17 protein-coding genes are annotated in these 16368 nt (G+C 75.8%); 12 read left to right on the plus strand and 5 right to left on the minus strand.

Annotated features, from left to right (window positions below; genetic code table 11):
• Positions 1 to 43 precede the first annotated feature (43 nt).
• From dapE to AB2L28_RS07935, 7 genes are all read left to right on the plus strand, one after another.
• The gene (dapE, locus tag AB2L28_RS07905; protein ID WP_370718200.1) at positions 44 to 1198 is read left to right on the plus strand and encodes a succinyl-diaminopimelate desuccinylase; all 1155 of its coding nucleotides are present in this window, start codon (positions 44 to 46) and stop codon (positions 1196 to 1198) included.
• Positions 1195 to 1833, plus strand: coding sequence for an LOG family protein (locus AB2L28_RS07910; protein WP_370718201.1), 639 nt, complete (start codon positions 1195 to 1197; stop codon positions 1831 to 1833). The genes dapE and AB2L28_RS07910 overlap by 4 nt, the downstream gene beginning before the upstream one ends.
• Positions 1830 to 2108, plus strand: a complete 279-nt coding sequence (locus tag AB2L28_RS07915) for a DivIVA domain-containing protein (protein ID WP_370718202.1) — start codon at positions 1830 to 1832, stop codon at positions 2106 to 2108. The genes AB2L28_RS07910 and AB2L28_RS07915 overlap by 4 nt, the downstream gene beginning before the upstream one ends.
• Positions 2105 to 2626, plus strand: a complete 522-nt coding sequence (locus AB2L28_RS07920) for a hypothetical protein (RefSeq protein WP_370718203.1) — start codon at positions 2105 to 2107, stop codon at positions 2624 to 2626. Before AB2L28_RS07915 ends, AB2L28_RS07920 begins: the two co-directional genes overlap by 4 nt.
• Positions 2623 to 3864 carry a putative hexosyltransferase gene (locus tag AB2L28_RS07925; protein ID WP_370718204.1) on the plus strand — a complete coding sequence of 414 codons (1242 nt, stop codon included), beginning with the start codon at positions 2623 to 2625 and terminating at the stop codon, positions 3862 to 3864. Before AB2L28_RS07920 ends, AB2L28_RS07925 begins: the two co-directional genes overlap by 4 nt.
• Positions 3865 to 4032: 168 nt before the next feature.
• Positions 4033 to 4200: a DUF3117 domain-containing protein gene (locus tag AB2L28_RS07930; protein ID WP_106210338.1), complete on the plus strand. Its 168-nt coding sequence runs from the start codon at positions 4033 to 4035 to the stop codon at positions 4198 to 4200.
• A 107-nt stretch (positions 4201 to 4307) separates the two neighbouring features.
• The gene (locus AB2L28_RS07935) at positions 4308 to 5882 is read left to right on the plus strand and encodes a leucyl aminopeptidase family protein (RefSeq protein ID WP_370718205.1); all 1575 of its coding nucleotides are present in this window, start codon (positions 4308 to 4310) and stop codon (positions 5880 to 5882) included.
• Positions 5883 to 5911: 29 nt separating this feature from the next.
• Here AB2L28_RS07935 and AB2L28_RS07940 read toward each other — a convergent pair whose 3' ends face one another.
• Positions 5912 to 6568: an O-methyltransferase gene (locus AB2L28_RS07940; protein WP_370718206.1), complete on the minus strand. Its 657-nt coding sequence runs from the start codon at positions 6566 to 6568 to the stop codon at positions 5912 to 5914.
• A 233-nt stretch (positions 6569 to 6801) separates the two neighbouring features.
• On the opposite strand from AB2L28_RS07940, the gene sigE reads away from it, so the two are divergent.
• From sigE to AB2L28_RS07960, 4 genes are read left to right on the plus strand one after another with little or no spacing between them, the layout of a single operon-like run.
• Complete coding sequence (gene sigE / locus AB2L28_RS07945; RefSeq protein ID WP_370718207.1) at positions 6802 to 7521, plus strand: RNA polymerase sigma factor SigE; 720 nt, start codon at positions 6802 to 6804, stop codon at positions 7519 to 7521.
• Positions 7518 to 8138 carry an anti-sigma factor family protein gene (locus AB2L28_RS07950; RefSeq protein ID WP_370718208.1) on the plus strand — a complete coding sequence of 207 codons (621 nt, stop codon included), beginning with the start codon at positions 7518 to 7520 and terminating at the stop codon, positions 8136 to 8138. Before sigE ends, AB2L28_RS07950 begins: the two co-directional genes overlap by 4 nt.
• Entirely contained in the window at positions 8135 to 9511 is a 1377-nt protein-coding gene (locus tag AB2L28_RS07955) for a S1C family serine protease (protein WP_370718209.1), read from the plus strand. The genes AB2L28_RS07950 and AB2L28_RS07955 overlap by 4 nt, the downstream gene beginning before the upstream one ends.
• A gap of 9 nt (positions 9512 to 9520) precedes the next feature.
• Positions 9521 to 9910 (plus strand): twin-arginine translocase TatA/TatE family subunit, encoded by a 390-nt coding sequence (locus AB2L28_RS07960; protein WP_370718210.1) that lies wholly within the window; start codon positions 9521 to 9523, stop codon positions 9908 to 9910.
• A 21-nt stretch (positions 9911 to 9931) separates the two neighbouring features.
• Here AB2L28_RS07960 and AB2L28_RS07965 read toward each other — a convergent pair whose 3' ends face one another.
• Entirely contained in the window at positions 9932 to 11086 is a 1155-nt protein-coding gene (locus AB2L28_RS07965; RefSeq protein ID WP_370718211.1) for a P-loop NTPase, read from the minus strand.
• 109 nt (positions 11087 to 11195) lie between these two features.
• Here AB2L28_RS07965 and AB2L28_RS07970 point away from each other — a divergent pair, with 109 nt between their 5' ends.
• Positions 11196 to 12557, plus strand: coding sequence for a Gfo/Idh/MocA family protein (locus tag AB2L28_RS07970; RefSeq protein ID WP_370718212.1), 1362 nt, complete (start codon positions 11196 to 11198; stop codon positions 12555 to 12557).
• Positions 12558 to 12598: 41 nt separating this feature from the next.
• On the opposite strand, the gene AB2L28_RS07975 is transcribed toward AB2L28_RS07970, so the two are convergent.
• Genes AB2L28_RS07975 through AB2L28_RS07985 form a run of 3 tightly spaced genes read right to left on the minus strand, consistent with a single transcriptional unit; the run spans position 12599 to position 16351 of the window.
• The gene (locus AB2L28_RS07975; RefSeq protein WP_370718213.1) at positions 12599 to 14398 is read right to left on the minus strand and encodes a GspE/PulE family protein; all 1800 of its coding nucleotides are present in this window, start codon (positions 14396 to 14398) and stop codon (positions 12599 to 12601) included.
• Positions 14395 to 15051 carry a DUF1003 domain-containing protein gene (locus AB2L28_RS07980; RefSeq protein ID WP_370718214.1) on the minus strand — a complete coding sequence of 219 codons (657 nt, stop codon included), beginning with the start codon at positions 15049 to 15051 and terminating at the stop codon, positions 14395 to 14397. Before AB2L28_RS07980 ends, AB2L28_RS07975 begins: the two co-directional genes overlap by 4 nt.
• On the minus strand, positions 15044 to 16351 hold the full coding sequence (locus AB2L28_RS07985) for a magnesium transporter MgtE N-terminal domain-containing protein (protein ID WP_370718215.1): 1308 nt from the start codon (positions 16349 to 16351) through the stop codon (positions 15044 to 15046). Before AB2L28_RS07985 ends, AB2L28_RS07980 begins: the two co-directional genes overlap by 8 nt.
• Positions 16352 to 16368 lie beyond the last annotated feature (17 nt).

Genomic DNA, 16368 nt, shown 5'->3' on the forward strand with positions numbered 1-16368 from the left:
GCGCCCGACCCTACAAGCGGGGCCCCTGGCTAGGGTGAGGCGCGTGAGCGTCCCCACCTCCACGCCCCCCTCGGCCGGACCCGGCACCGACCCGACCGACCTGACCGACCCGGGCCTCGACGTCGTCGAGCTGGTCCGGCGGATCTGCGACACCCCCTCGGTCAGCGGTGACGAACGCGCCCTGGCCGACGCCGTCGAGGCCGCGCTCACCGCCCTGGCCGGGTTCGAGGTCACGCGCGACGGTGACGCCGTCGTGGCCCGCACGACGCTGGGCCGCCCCGAGCGCGTCCTGCTGGCCGGCCACCTCGACACCGTTCCGCTCACCGACCCCCCGAACCTGCCGGTGCGCCGCGAGCAGCACCCCGTCGACGGGGACGTCCTCGTCGGGCGCGGCACGTGCGACATGAAGGGCGGGGTGGGGGTGCAGCTGGCCCTGGCCCGCCGCGCGGCCGCCGCGGGGGAGGACCTCGCCCGCGACGTGACGTTCGTCTTCTACGACCACGAGGAGGTCGAGGCCGCCCGCAACGGGCTGGGCCGGCTGGCCCGGAACCACCCCGGCCTGCTCGCCGCGGACTTCGCCGTCCTGCTGGAACCGTCCTCGGCCGTCGTCGAGGGCGGCTGCAACGGCACGCTGCGCGCCGAGGTCACGACGACCGGCACGGCGGCGCACTCGGCCCGACCCTGGCGCGGGCACAACGCGATCCACGACGCGGCGCCGGTCCTGGCGCGCCTGGCCGCCTACGCGCCGCGCGAGGTCGACGTCGAGGGCCTGGTGTTCCGCGAGGCCCTCAACGCCGTCCTCGTCAGCGGCGGCGTCGCGGGCAACGTCATCCCCGACCGCTGCACCGTCACCGTGAACTACCGGTTCGCGCCGTCGCTGGACGCCGCCGGCGCGCAGGCGCACGTGCGGGAGGTCTTCGACGGGTTCGCCGTCGAGGTCACCGACGTCGCCGAGGGGGCCCGGCCGGGCCTGCACCTGCCGGCCGCCGCCGACTTCGTCGCTCGCACCGGCACCACCCCGCTGCCCAAGTACGGCTGGACGGACGTCGCGCGCTTCTCCGCGCTCGGCGTACCGGCCGTGAACTACGGCCCCGGTGACAACGCCACCGCCCACGCCGACGACGAGCGCTGCCGCACGGCCGAGGTCGAGCAGTGCCTGGAGGTCCTCACCGGCTGGCTGCTGGACGGCGCCCGGTGAGCACGATCTGCCTGTACGGCAGCGCCTCCGGCGGGATCGACCCCGTGCACGTGGAACTGGCCGCGACCGTGGGCCGCCGCATCGGCGAACGCGGTCACGACCTCGTCTACGGCGGTGGCGGGACGTCGGTCATGGGGGCCGCCGAGGCCGCCGCCCGGGCCGCGGGCGCGCGCACCACCGGCGTCATGCCCCAGGCCCTGCTGGACCTGGAACTGCCCCCCGAGGGCCTGGGGGAACTCGTCGTCACGGGCGACATGCGCGAGCGCAAGGCGCAGATGGACGCCCGCGCCGACGCCTTCGTCGTCCTGCCCGGCGGGCTGGGCACCCTGGAGGAGCTGTTCGAGATCTGGGTCGCCCGGACCATCGGCCTGCACACGAAACCGCTGGCCGTCCTCGACCGCGCGGGCCACTACGCCGGGCTGCGGACGTGGCTGGACCAGCTCGTCGACTCCGGGTTCGCCCGCCCCCTCGTCTTCGACTGCATCTGCTGGACCGACGACCCCGAGGAGGCGCTGGACCACCTCGAACGCGCTCCGCGGGAACGGATCTCGCTGCCGAGCTCGGAGATCGTGGGCTCGTTCGCCGACTTCCCCACCGACGGGCCGGCCGGAGCGGGCGGGGGAGCGGGGAGGTGACCCTGCTGCTGCTCGTCCTCGTGCTGGCGGCGATCGGGGCCGTCGTCGCCGTCGTCACGGGGCGCATCGGCGGTGCGATGGGGCCGGCCACCTCCACCCGCCCGTACCGGGGGCTGCCTGAGGGGCCCGTGAGCGCCGGGGACGTCGACGCGGTCCGGTTCTCCCTGGGGCTGCGCGGGTACCGGATGGACGAGGTGGACGCGGTGCTGGACCGGTTGCGCGAGGAGATCCGCGAACGGGACGAGGAGCTGGCGGCGTGGCGGGAGGAGGAGTGAGCCGCGCTCGCTCCCGGGTCCGGCACGGGGGGCACCTGGTGGAGTTCACGGCGTCCGCCCTCGTCACCGGCCGCGTCCGGCACGTGTTCGACGTCCTCACCGACTGGCCGCGGCAGACGGCCTGGGTGCCGGCGACCGTCGTCGCCCGCGCCGAGGGCAGCCCCGTCGCGGCCGTGGGGGAGCGCTTCGCCGGGACGACGACGTTCGGCCCGTTCACGCTCGTCGACGCCATGGAGGTCCTCGAGCGCGTCCCGCCGGACGGGACCGAGGGGCCGGGGGCGGTCGGCCGCGTCCGCGTGGTCAAGACCGGTGACGTCCTCGGCGGCGACGTCGACATCGTGGTCGCCCCCGCCGGCGGCGGCCGCGTCCGGGTGGACTGGACCGAGCGCGTCCTGGTCCGCCCCCGCTGGCTGGCCCGGCTCGCCGCCCTCGGCGGACCGCTGCCCGGGGTCGTCGGCGAGCTCGCCTTCGAGGCGGTGCTGCGGACCGCCTCGGACGACCTGCGCGGACCGTCGTGACGGCGCTCGAGGCCGCCGGCGGCACCCGGCTGCCCGTGCGCCACCGGCTCCTGCTGCGGTGGCTGCGGCTGCCCGTGGCGTGCCGCGTCCTCGCCGTCTACGTCGCGGCGCGGCTGTTCTCCGCCGCGGTCCTGGCCGAGGTGGCCCGCTTCCAGCCGGCCAGCACGTGGACCCCGGCGGACCCCGGCTACGGCGACATGCTCGGGCTCTGGGACGCGACCTGGTACGAGCGGATCGCGACCGAGGGATACCCCGACGCGGTCCCGCTGGGCTCGAGCGGCGACCCGCAGCAGTCGGCGCTCGCGTTCTACCCCGTCGCGCCCCTGCTGGCGCGCCTGCTCACGACCACGGGCCTGTCGTTCGGTGCCGCCGGGGCCCTCGTCTCGCTCGTCGCGGGCGCCGCGGCGGCCGTCGGGATCGAGGCGCTGCTGCGCCGCACGCTGCGCCGGCGCGTGAGCGCCACCGCGGCCCGTCGCGGCGCCTGGGCCGCGGCCGTCCTGTTCTGCCTCGCCCCGCCCTCGCTCGTCTACCAGGTGCCGTACACCGAGGGGCCGGCGCTGGCCCTGCTCGTGGGCTTCCTGCTGTGCCTGCAGCGCGGCCGGTACCTGCCCGCCGCGCTGCTGGCGCTGCTGCTCGGGCTCACGCGGCCCGTCGCCGTGCCGCTGTCCGTCGTCGTCGCGGTGCACCTGGGGCTGCGGGCGTGGGCCGGTCACCGCGCGGGGACGGTCCTCGGGGGCCGGGAGGCCGTGCGCGGCCTGGGGCTGCTCGCGGCCTCCGGGGCGGCGGGCCTGCTGTGGCCGTTCACGGCCTGGCAGCTCACGGGCCGGCCGGACGCCTACACCGCGACGATGGGCGCCTGGCGAGCCGGCGGCGACGTGGTGCCGCTGGAGCCGTGGTGGGGGATCTCGCAGTACGTCCTGGGGCCCCTCGGCCCGCTCGTGCTCGTGGCCGCCGTCGTCGCGTACGCGGCCTGGCTCCTCTCGCCCCGCACCCGCGCGCTCGGACCGGAGCTGCGCACCTGGTGCCTGGCCTACGTCGGGTACCTGCTCCTCGTCCTGGACCCGTTCACCAGCCTGTTCCGCTACCTCGTCCTCCTCTTCCCGCTCGGGGCGCTCGTCGCGCTGCGCCCCGGGCGTCGCGTCCCGCTGACCGGTTGGGTCGTGTGCTGCCTGGCGCTGCAGGTGGTCTGGACGGCGTGGTTGTGGCGTTTCTCACCCCCGGCGGACTGGCCGCCGTGACCCGCGGGCGCCTCCGCCCGTGACCTGCCGGTGATCGTCCGGCGAGCCCCTGCGCCCGCCGCGGGGGTGCGGTGGGGGATGATGTACCCCAACACGCTGTCCAAGACGTTGCCCGCGGCACCCGGCCGCGGGTGGCGCGCGCACGCGACGACGAGAGGGAGCACGCCGATGGCGGCCATGAAGCCGAGGACCGGGGACGGTCCGCTGGAGGTCACCAAGGAAGGACGTGGCATCGTCCTGCGGATGCCGCTGGAGGGCGGTGGCCGGCTCGTGGTGGAGATGACGCCCGACGAGGCCAAGGCCCTCGGGGAGGCCATCACCTCGGTCGTGGGCTGAGGGACGGCACGGGGCGGGTACCTGCTGAGGGGTACCCGCCCCGACACGTCTGCGCACCACCCCCGCCGCCCGCGTCAGCGCCCACCAGCGAGAGTCAGGACCGCCCCGTGAACACCGCCGAAGACCTCCGGACCGTGACCGCCGCCGCCCCCGAGCTGCGCCGCTGGACCGCTCCCACCGTCGAGGTGCGCCGCGGCGGTGTCGTGGGCGCCGACCTGGCGGGCTTCGACGTCCTGGCCGTCCCGGTCGCGGCCGGTGAGGGCGCCGACGCCCCGCTCCAGCCGCGCCCCGGGGCCGCCGACGCCGCCGTCCGCTACGGGATCGACCTGGCCGCCGCCTGCGCCGCCGAGGGGTTCACGGGCCGCGCGGCCCAGACGACCCGCCTGCCCGTCCCCGCCCCCGCGGGCAGCCCGCGCCGGCTCCTCGTCGTCGGCGTCGGCGACTCCTCCCCGACGGCGCTGCGCCGCAGCGGGGCCGCCCTGGCCCGCGCCGTCGCCGGCGCGCCGGGGGACGTCGCCACCACGCTCGCCGACGGGGTCGGCAGCGCGGGCACCCGCGCCCTCGTCGAGGGGTTCCTCCTGGCCTCCCACACCCCGCCGGTGAGCGGGCGGCGCGCCGCCCAGGCGCCCGCCCCGCGCCGCCTGCTGCTGCTCGGCGCCGTCGACGCGGCCGACGTCCGGCACGCCGAGGTGAGCGCCGGGGCGACGGTCCTGACGCGCGACCTCGCCGCCACGCCGTCCAACCTCAAGGACCCCCGGTGGATGACCGCCCAGGTGCGGGAGGTCGCGGCCGGGCTGCGCCTGAAGGTCGACGTGCGCGAGGGGGACCGGCTGCGCCGCGAGGGGTTCGGCGGGCTGCTGGCCGTCGGCGCGGGCTCGGCTTCCCCGCCCGCGCTCGTCCAGGTCGGCTGGACCCCGCGCGCCCGCCCCGACGCCCCGCACGTCGTCCTCGTGGGCAAGGGCATCACGTACGACACGGGCGGGCTGGGCGTCAAACCGCGCGAGGGCATGGTCGCCATGAAGACCGACATGGCCGGGTCGGCGGTGGTGCTGGCCGTCGTCGCGGCGGCCGCCCGGCTCAAGCTGCCCGTCAAGGTGACGGGGCTGCTCGCCCTGGCGGAGAACGCCTTCGGCGCCGCCTCCTACCGCCCCGGGGACGTGATCACCCACTACGGCGGGCGCACGACGGAGGTCAACAACACCGACGCCGAGGGCCGGGTCGTGCTCGGTGACGCCCTCGCCTACGCCGACGCCGTGCTGCGCCCCGACGTCCTGGTCGACGTCGCGACCCTCACGGGCGCGGCGACGCTGGGGCTCGGCAAGCGCCACGCCGCCCTGTACTCGCCCGACGCCGGCCTCGTCGCCCAGCTCGAGGCGGCGGCCGCCGCCTCCGGCGAGCGGGTCTGGCACATGCCCCTGGTGGAGGACTACGCCGCGGCCCTCGAGTCCGACGTCGCCGACGCCCGCCAGGTGACGACGACGCCGGGGCACGGGGGCGGGTCCATCGTGGCCGCGCTGTTCCTGCGGCCGTTCACCGGCGGCCGGCGCTGGGCGCACCTGGACATCGCCGGGACGGGCCGGGCCGACGGCCCCGAGCACGAGGTCGGCAAGGGCGCCACCGGCTACGGTGCGCGCCTGCTGCTGGAGTGGCTCGAGACCTCGGTCGCCGCGCGGGGGCGGTGAGCCGGCGGTGGGAGCGCCCCGGGGGTGGGTCAGCCGTTCTTGACGGCCAGCAGGAGCCCGTCGCCGGAGGGGACGAGCGTGGGGAACCAGTTGCCGTCCTCCAGCACGACACGGGCCACCTCGCGGTGGGCGGCCGTGGAGGCGTCGCGCGCCGCCGGGTCCAGGACGCGGCCGCGCCACAGGGCGTCGTCCACGACGAGCAGCCCGCCGGTCCGCAGCAGCCGGTGGGCCTGCTCGAGGTAGGCGGCGTTCTCGCGCTCGTCGCCGTCGAGCAGGACGAGGTCGTAGGCGGCGTCGGTGAGGCGGGGCAGGACCTCCAGGGCCCGGCCGTTGATGAAGCGGGCGCGGTTGCTGCGGATGCCGTCCTCGGCGACGGCCTCGCGGGCGGCGCGCTGGGCCTCCCCGTCGGGGTCGATCGTCGTCACGACGCCGTCCTCGCCGGCGCCGCGCAGCAGGCTCAGCAGCGAGACGCCGGTGCCGGTGCCGACCTCGACGACCGTGCGGGCGCGGGCGGCCGCCGCGAGCACCGTGAGGGTGGCGGCGACGCCGGGGGAGACGGGGTCGACGCCGAGGTCCGCGGCCCGGGCCCTGGCCCGCTGCAGCACCTCGTCCTCGGGGACGAACTGCTCGGCGTAGGCCCAGCTGGCGGGCTGCTTGCTGGACGGGCGAGACGAGGGCGTCGGCACGTGCGCACTGTAGAGCACCCGCTCCGTCGACCCGGTGTGCTCGGGCGGTGGCTCGGCGTGATGACGGGTGGCGGTGGTGCACCGGGCCCGGGTGGGAGCCGTGCGGGGCACCCGTCCGGCGGGTCCGCGGGCGGAGCCGGGAACCGCGCAGGTCAGACCTCCGTTGGACCCTCCGACGCCGACCGGATGGACCTGCCGGCGGTGACTGGCCGAGACGATGGGAGTGGGAGAGCATGGGAGCACTGGCGGTGCCGTTCGCGGCCCCCTTCCCCGCCCGTTCCAGGAGGAACCCCGTGAGCGACGACACCGGTGCCACCACCGGTCGCCCGGTGCCGGTCACGCCGGCGCTGCCGCACGTCGAGGACCCCGCGACGCTGTCCCCGGCCGTCGCCGCCTCGACCTGGGTCCCCCCCACGTGGGAGGAGGTCGTCCGCGACCACTCCACGCGTGTCTACCGCCTCGCCTACCGCCTGACGGGCAACCGGCACGACGCCGAGGACCTCACCCAGGAGGTCTTCGTGCGCGTCTTCCGCTCCCTGTCGAGCTACCAGCCCGGCACCTTCGAGGGCTGGCTGCACCGCATCACCACGAACCTCTTCCTGGACCAGGTGCGGCGCAAGCAGCGGATCCGCTTCGACGCCCTGGCCGAGGACGCCGGCGAGAAGCTGGCCAGCACCGACGTCGGGCCCGAGCGCGCCTACGAGCACCGCAACCTCGACGACGACGTGCAGCGCGCCCTCGACGCCCTGCCGCCGGACTTCCGCGCCGTCGTCGTCCTGTGCGACATCGAGGGCCTGTCGTACGAGGAGATCGCGGCCACCCTGGGCGTCAAGCTCGGGACGGTCCGCTCCCGCATCCACCGCGGCCGGGCCCAGCTGCGCGCCGCCCTCGCCCACCGCGCGCCCCGCTCCGGCGCGACCCCGCAACTGGTCTGCGGCGAGGACCGGCCGTGAGCGGACCGCACCTCGGCGCGCGGGTGACCGCGCTCGCCGACGGGCGGTTGGCGACCGATGCCGAGGCCCGCGCCCACGAGCACGTGCAGACGTGCGGTGAGTGCTCCGAGGCCCTGGAGGCCGAGCGCCTCGTCCGGGCCCGGTTGCGCGCGCTGGCCGAACCGGAACCGTCCGACGACCTCGTCGTCCGGTTGCTGCAGATCGGTGGTCCCTGCGGCCCGCTGCCCCCGCGGGACGCGCCCATCGCCAACCCGGCCCGCCCCGTCGTCGGCACCGCCCCGCCCTCGCGCACCGACCCCGTGCGCTCGCGCTCGACCCGCGGACCGGCCGGGCGGGCCGGCCGCCGCGCGCGCCGGCGCCCGGTGGCGGTGGCGCTCGCGGGGACGCTGTCCCTGCTCGGCGCCGGGGTCGCCGGGGTGCTCGTCCTCGGCGGTCTGCCCGGGGGCGGCCAGGCACCGGTCGCCGAGCTGCGCACGACGCCGTCCAGCGCCCCGGCCGCCTCGACCACCGGCTCTCCCGGTCCGGTCCCCGCCCTGCCGCAGACGGCCACCGTCAGCCGGGTCCAGCCCACCGGTCCGGCGACGCCGACCGCGAGCCCCACCTCGACCGCTCCGTGAGCGAGCCCCACGGCCCGGCCGGGGACGCGTCGCGACACGGCGGGGACGGCCGGCCCGACCCGTGGGCGGCCCCGGGGCACGAGGACCGCTCCGCCAGCGGCAGCCGCTGGTCCGGTGACCCCTGGGGCCAGGCTCCCGCCGGGCACGACGCCTTCCCCCCGCCGTACGACCCGTACCGCGCCGGTCCCCCCGCGCCGGACGCCGCCCGCACCGAGGCCTTCGGCCCGTCGCCCGGCCCCGGGGGCGAGCCCCACCCGCCCTCCCCGTCCCCGGCCCGCCGGTCGCCGGCGCGGTGGATCGGGGCCGGGTCCCTGGTGCTGGTGCTGGGCGTCGTCGGCGGTTTCGCCGGTGGGCTGCTGCAGGACGAGCTGTCCGAGGCCCGGGACGGCACCTACCCCGCGGTGTCGCTGCCCTCGCCCTCGGCCGGGTCCACCGAGCGGCCCGCCGGATCCGTGGCCGGCATCGCCGCGGCCGCCCTCCCCAGCGTCGTGGCGCTGCAGGTCCAGGGTTCCCAGGGCGCCGGCACGGGATCGGGTTTCGTCCTCGACGCGCCCACCGACGGCGGCAGCTTCGTCCTGACCAACAACCACGTCATCGCCGGCGCCGATCCCGACGGGGTCGTCGTCGTCTTCCAGGACGGCCGGCAGGCCCCCGGCCGCGTCGTCGGCGCCGACGCCTCCTACGACCTCGCGGTCGTGCGGGTGGAGCGCACCGGTCTGCGCGCACTGCCCTTCGGCGACTCCTCCGGCGTCGTCGTCGGGGACCCCGTCGTCGCGGTCGGTGCGCCCCTGGGGCTGCAGGGGACGGTCACCGAGGGGATCGTCTCGGCGCTGAACCGGCCGGTGACGGCGGGGGCCTCGCAGGACGACGCGTCCTACATCCAGGCCATCCAGACCGACGCGGCCATCAACCCGGGCAACTCCGGCGGGCCCCTGCTCAACGCGGCCGGTGAGGTCATCGGCATCAACTCGGCCATCGCCGCGCTGCCCGGCCTCGGTGGGCAGGCCCCCACGGGCAGCATCGGCCTGGGGTTCTCCATCCCCTCCGAGCAGGCCCGGCGCACCGCCGAGCAGCTCATCCGGACCGGTCGCGCGGTGCACCCCGTCATCAAGGTCTCCCTCGACGGGACCTACCGCGGCCAGGGCGTGCGGATCGTCGACCAGCCCGGCGCCGTCGAGGCGGGCGGTCCGGGCGACCGCGCGGGCCTGCAGCCGGGCGACGTCGTCCTGGCCATCGACGGGCGCCCGGTCACCGAACCCTCCGAGCTCATCGTGGACATCCGGGCCCGGGAACCGGGGGAGACGGTGACGTTGTCCGTCCGCAGGGGGCCGGAGAGCGTGGACGTGCCGGTCACCCTCGAGGCCGACGGTTAGGATCGCCCCGTGTTCGGCATCAACGGGGGCGAGTTCCTCGTCCTCCTCGTCGTGGCGCTGGTGGTCCTCGGTCCCGAGCGGCTGCCGCACTACGCCGAGCAACTGGCAGGTCTGGTCAAGTCCGCCCGTCGCTTCGCCAAGGGGGCTCAGGCCCAGATGCGCGAGGAGCTCGGTCCCGAGTTCGACGACATCGACTGGCAGAAGCTGGACCCGCGGCAGTACGACCCGCGGCGCATCGTGCGCGAGGCGCTGACCGAGGCGTGGAACGACGACGACGACGCGACCCCGGCCAGGAAGTCCACGTCCGCGGGGGCGACGGGCGGTGGGGTCGACCTCGGCAAGAAGTCCGCCGAGCCGGCCAAGGCCGCCCCGGCGCCCTACGACGAGGACGCCACCTGACGCCTCGCCGGGGCCTGCGGGTCAGGCGACGCTGACGCCCAGCCGGCGACCCGCGAGGCCGCGGGGTCGCTGCGCCAGCGTCCGCGCGAGGTCGCGCAGGACGACCGCGGCCGGGGAGTCCGGGTTGGAGAGCACGACCGGTGTGCCCGCGTCGCCGCCCTCGCGCAGCACCACGTCCATCGGCACCTGCGCCAGCAGCGGCACCGACGTCCCGAGGCGCTCGGTCAGCGACGTCGCGACGGCCTGACCGCCGCCGGAGCCGAAGACCTCCAGCCGCTGCCCGTCGGGCAGCTCGAGCCAGCTCATGTTCTCCACGACGCCCACGACGCGCTGCTCGGTCTGGGTGGCGACCGACCCGGCGCGCTCGGCGACCTCGGCGGCGGCGACCTGCGGGGTCGTCACGACCAGCACCTCGGCCCGGGGGAGCAGCTGCCCGACGCTGATGGCGATGTCGCCGGTGCCGGGGGGCAGGTCGAGCAGGAGGACGTCGAGGTCCCCCCAGAAGACCTCGGAGGCGAACTGCTGCAGCGCGCGGTGCAGCATCGGCCCACGCCAGGCGACGGGCTGGTTGCCGGGCACGAACATCCCGATGGAGATGACCCGCACGCCGTGGGCGACGGGCGGGATGATCATGTCCCCGACCTTGGTCGGCGTCCCCTGGACGTCGAGCAGGCGGGGGACCGAGAAGCCGTGCACGTCGGCGTCGAGCAGGCCGACGCGCAACCCGTCGGCGGCCATGGCGGCCGCGAGGTTCGCCGTGACGCTCGACTTGCCGACACCGCCCTTGCCGGAGGCCACCGCGTAGACGCGCGTGAGGTTGCCCGGGTCGTTGAAGGGGATCGTCGGTGCGGCGCCCGTGGTGCCGCGGACCTTGGCGGTGAGCTCGCGCCGCTGCTCGGGGGTCATCTCGCCGAGGTGGACGCGGACGGCGTGCACGCCCGGCACCGTGCGGGTGGCCGCGGTGACCTCGCGCGTCAGCGTGTCGCGCATGGGGCAGCCGGCCGTCGTCAGCAGGACGCGGACGTCGACGTGACCGGTGGCGTCGACGTCGACGCCGTCGACCATGCCGAGGTCGGTGATGGGGCGGTGCAGTTCGGGGTCGTCGACGGAGCGCAGGGCCCGCAGGACCTCCTCGCGCACGCTCTCGGGACCGGGAGAGGGCGGGGTGGCGGACATGGGACCAGCGTACGGGGGGTTCTTGACCTGGCTCCGGGGCGGTGACAGGGTGGTTGGGAAAGCGCTTGCCTACTCGTGGGCGCGTTCCCGTCGTCGAGGAGGACGTCCCGTGCCCAGCCCCCGTCGCTACGCCCTCGTGGGGGCCGGCTCCCGCGCCACCATGTACGTGGACGCGCTCGCCGGCCCGCACGCCGGCGACGGCGAGCTCGTCGCCCTGGCCGACACCAACCCCGGCCGGGCCGGTGTGCACGCCCGCCGGTACGCCGCCGCGGGCCGTCCGGCCCCCGAGGTCCTCGAGCCCGCGCAGCTCGCCGACGCCGTCCGCCGCCTCGGCGTCGACCGCGTGGTCGTCACCACCCCCGACCACACCCACGCCGACCTCGTCGTCACCGCCCTGGACGCCGGGGCCGACGCCGTCGTCGAGAAGCCGCTGACGACGACGCGGGACGGCCTGCGCCGCATCGCCGAGGCGGTCGAGCGGACGGGCCGCGACGTGCTGGTGACGTTCAACTACCGCTACGCGCCGCGGAACACCGCGCTGCGCCGGGTGATCGCCGACGGCGAGATCGGCACCGTGACCTCCGTCCACTTCGAGTGGGTCCTCGACACCGCCCACGGGGCCGACTACTTCCGCCGCTGGCACCGGCAGAAGGAGAACTCCGGCGGCCTGCTCGTCCACAAGAGCTCGCACCACTTCGACCTCGTCAACTGGTGGACCCAGGGGGTGCCCGAACGCGTCTTCGCCAGCGGGGGCCTGCGGTTCTACGGCGCCGCCAACGCCGCCGCGCGCGGTCTGGGGGCCCGCCCCGAGCGCGGGACGTCGGAGGCCGGGCGCGCCGACGCCTTCTCCCTGGACCTCGCCGCGGACCCCAAGCTGCGCGAGCTGTACCTGGAGAACGAGCAGCACGACGGGTACCTGCGAGACCGGGACGTCTTCGACGAGGGCATCACCATCGAGGACAACCTCGCCCTCGTCGTCGACTCCGCCGTGCCGGGCGGGACGGCGACGCTGTCCTACGCCCTCAACGCGCACTCCCCGTGGGAGGGCTACGTCGTCTCCGTCAACGGCACCCGCGGCCGCGCGGAGCTGACCGTCGTCGAGCGCGGGGAGGTGCCGCTGGCCGAGGGGCGCCGGCAGGTCGACCCGAGCATGCACCCCGAGGACGTCGCGGAGGGGGCGGGCGTCCGCCCGGTCCGCGAGCGCCTCCTCCTCCAGCGGCACTTCGAGGCCGCCCACGAGGTCGAGATCCCCGCCGGGGAGGGCGGACACGGCGGTGGGGACGCCCTGCTGCTGCGCGACGTCTTCGCCGGCCCCGTCCCCGACCCGTTGCACCGCACGGCGTCCTGGCGCGACGGGATCCGCTCGGTCGTCGTCGGGGTCGCCGCCAACCGCTCGCTGGAGACGGGGCAGGCGGTCCGCGTCGACGACCTCGACCTCGGTCTCGCCGCCGCGGCGCTCGTCCGGCCCTGACCCCTCCCCGCGCGGGCGCCCCGCAGGACGAGGGGTGCCGGTCAGCCCGCGGTGACGCGGATGACCTCCTCGAAGGTCGTCTCCCCGCGCATGGCCTTGGCCAGCGCGGACTGCCGCAGCGTCTTCATGCCGATGCGCTCGGCCTCGGCCAGCAGCGCCGACTCCGTGGCGTCGTGCATGAGGACCTTGCGCATGCTCGGCGTGACGTCCAGCACCTCGTAGACCGCGGTCCGGCCCCGGTAGCCCGTCCCGCCGCACTCGGGGCAGCCGGTGCCCTTCAGCGGCGTCGCGTCGAGGATGTCCTCGATCGTCAGGTCCAGCAGCGCCAGGGTGTTCTCGTCGGGGATGTACCCGTCGGCGCACGAGTCGCACGGCCTGCGGACCAGGCGCTGGGCGATCGCCGCCGTCAGGGAGCTCGCGACGAGGAACGGGGCGGCGCCCATGTCCACCAGGCGCGTCAGCGCGCCGACGGCCGAGTTCGTGTGCAGGGTCGTCAGCACGAGGTGGCCGGTCATCGACGCCTTGAGCGCCAGCTCGGCGGTCTCGGTGTCGCGGACCTCACCGATGAGGACGATGTCGGGGTCCTGGCGCAGGACCGAGCGCAGGCCGGCCGAGAACGTCATCCCCACCTTGGCGTGCACCTGGACCTGCGTGATGCCGGGCAGCTGGACCTCGACCGGGTCCTCCAGCGTGATGATGTTCTTCTCCGGCGACATCGTCGCGTGGATGGCGGCGTAGAGGGTGTTCGTCTTGCCCGACCCGGTGGGGCCGGTGATGAGGACGAGCCCCTGCGGCACGCCGAGGGCCTTCTCGAAGATGTCGAGCTGCTCGGGCTCGAACCCCAGGGACGGCAGCGACGGGACGTCGTCGCCGCGCGTCAGGAGGCGGATGACGATCTTCTCGCCGTGCAGCGCCGGCAGCGTCGAGACGCGGCAGTCGATCGCCGAGCCGTCCACCACGACGCGGGTGCGGCCGTCCTGGGGGATGCGTCGCTCCGAGATGTCCAGCCCGGAGATGATCTTGATGCGGCTGATGACGCTGGGCGCGACCCGCTTGGGCGCGCTCATGACGTCGCGCAGCAGGCCGTCGACGCGGAAGCGCACGCGCAACTGGTCGCGCTGGGACTCCAGGTGGATGTCCGAGCAGCGCAGGCGCACGGCGTCGGACAGGATCCGGTTGACGAGCTTGACGATGGGGGCGTCGTCGTCGACCGAGCCGTTGAGCGCGGCCAGCGGGTCCTCGTCCTCGTCGTCGGTGGCGTCCTCGACCATCCGCGAGACCTGCGAGGTGTCCTCGGTGAGCGACCACGCGCGCGCCAGGTGGTCGCGGATCTGGGAGTCCATCGCGACGACGACGTGCAGCTCGGGGGTGCGCGTGTAGAGCTTCACGTCGTCCAGGGCCAGGACGTTCGTGGGGTCGGCGGCCGCCACGAGCAGGTACTCCGGGGTCCTGTCCAGCACCAGGACACGGCAGCGCTCGGCGACGGCGCGCGGCAGGACGCGCACCACGTCCGGGGCCAGGGTGATGCGCGAGAGGTCGACGTGCTCCAGGCTCAGCAGCTCGGCGAGGCACTGCGCGAGCTCGGCCTCGGAGACCATCCCGAGCTCGACGAGGATCTGCCCGAGGCGCCGGCGCGGGCCCTCGACGGTGCGCTGCTCGGCGAGGGCGACCTCGAGGTCCTCGGGGACCAGCAGACCCTTCTCGACGAGGACGTCACCGAGGCGCTTGCGGACCTGGCTGCCGCCCTGGTCGCCGCCCCGGTCGCCGGTCTGGAGGGGGACCTGCGTCGTGGCGGTCGGGACGCCGGGGCCCGCACCGGGGCCATCGTCGAGAGTCGTCACCCCTCAGGTGTCGGCACCTCGCGCTCCGGACCTGAGCCCGCCCCGGGAACCGGGGCCGGCGCCGCCTGCTCGCCCACCCGCTTGCGCTTCTTGCCGCCCTTGCGCTTGGCGTCGCGCGACGGCGAGGCCGGGGCGACCCCCTCCTCGGTGAGCTCCTCCAGGATCGAGCGCAGCTCCGAGCGGACGAAGTCGCGCGTGGCGACCTCGCGCAGCGCGATGCGCAGGGCCGCGACCTCCCGCGTCAGGTACTCGGTGTCGGCCAGGCCGCGCTCGTCGCGGGCCCGGTCCTGCTCGTTCAGGACGCGGTCCCGGTCGTCCTGCCGGTTCTGGGCGAGCAGGATGAGCGGCGCCGCGTAGGACGCCTGCAGCGACAGGATGAGGGTCAGCAGCGTGTAGTTCAGCGACCGCGGGTCGAACTGGGCCGACTCGGGGGCGAACGTGTTCCAGGCCAGCCAGATCGCGACGAACCCCGTCATGTAGACGAGGAACCGGCCCGTGCCCATGAAGCGGGCGAACGCCTCCGAGGCCCGGCCGAACGCGTCGGGGTCGACCTGGGGGCGGGACAGCAGCTTGCGCCGGGTCTCGCGCGGGGTGTCCAGCGACACCGCCGCCTCGCGGCGCTGGGTGCGGCGGCTCTGACGGGGTTCAGCCACGGGTCGTCTCCTGTCCGGTCGGCCCCTCGAAGACCTCCTCCTCCGCGTCGCGCCAGTCGTCGGGCAGCAGGTGGTCCAGCACGTCGTCGGCGGTCACCGCCCCCAGGAGGTGCCCGTCCTCGTCGACCACGGGCAGCGAGACGAGGTTGTACGCGGCCAGCCGCCGGGTCACGGCCTGCAGGGTCTCCTCGGGGGCGAGGGGGTCGATGTCGTCGTCCAGCAGCTGCCCCAGCGGGGTCTGCGGGGGTTCGCGCAGCAGCCGCTGCAGGTGGGCGGTACCGAGGAAGCGCCCGGTGGGCGTCTCCAGCGGTGGCCGGCAGACGTAGACGGCCGTCGCGAGCGGGACGTTCAGCTCGATCCGGCGCACGTGCGCGAGCGCCTCGGCGACGGTGTCGTCGGGGGCCAGGACGACGGGGTCGGTCGTCATGAGCCCGCCGGCGGTGTAGTCGTCGTAGGCCAGCAGCCGGCGGACGGGCTCGGCGTCCTCGGGGTCCATGAGGGCCATGAGCCGCTCGGCCTGCTCCGCCGGGAGCTCCGAGAGCAGGTCGGCCGCGTCGTCGGGCTGCATCTCCTCCAGCACGTGCGCGGCGCGGTCGCCCTCCAGACCGGACAGGATCTCGACCTGGTCGTCCTCGGGCAGCTCCTCCAGCACGTCGGCGAGCCGCTCGTCGTCCAGGGCCGCGGCCACCTCCCGGCGCCGCTTGGGCGTCAGCTCGTGGATGACCTCGGCCAGGTCGGTCGGCTTGAGCTCCTCGAACGCCGCGAGCAGGTTCGTGGCGCCCTGGTCCAGGTCGGGGGAGGCGAGCCCGACGACGCCCCCGAGGACGCCCTCCAGGGGGACCGTCATGGTCTCCCCGCGCCGCCGCAGCCGGCCGGACAACCCGCGCGGTGCGCTGCCGCGGCGCACGAACAACCGCGTGAGCTGCCAGTCGCGGGGGCGCACGGCGTCCAGGCCCAGGTCCTCGATCGTCGCCTCCCCGCTGCCGTCGGCGAGCTCCACCGTGCGGTCCAGGAGCTCGGCCAGCAGCAGCGTCTCGGTGCCGCGCTGCTCGAAGCGGCGCATGTTGACCAGGCCGGTCGTGATGACCTGGCCGGCGTCGACGGACGTCACGCGCGTCATGGGCACGAAGACGCGGCGGCGGCCGGGGACCTCGACGACCAGGCCGATGACGCGGACCGGCCCGCGCGGGCGCAGCATCCCCACCACGTCGCGGACCCGGCCGACCTGGTCGCCCTGCGGGTCGAAGACCGAGGTTCCCGCCAGCCGGGCGGCGAAGACACGCGTGGTGGGTCCGGTCACACGTTCCAATCTAGGGG

It is taken from the genome of Kineococcus mangrovi (genome assembly GCF_041320705.1).
GTDB classification, from domain to species: Bacteria; Actinomycetota; Actinomycetes; order Actinomycetales; family Kineococcaceae; genus Kineococcus; species Kineococcus mangrovi.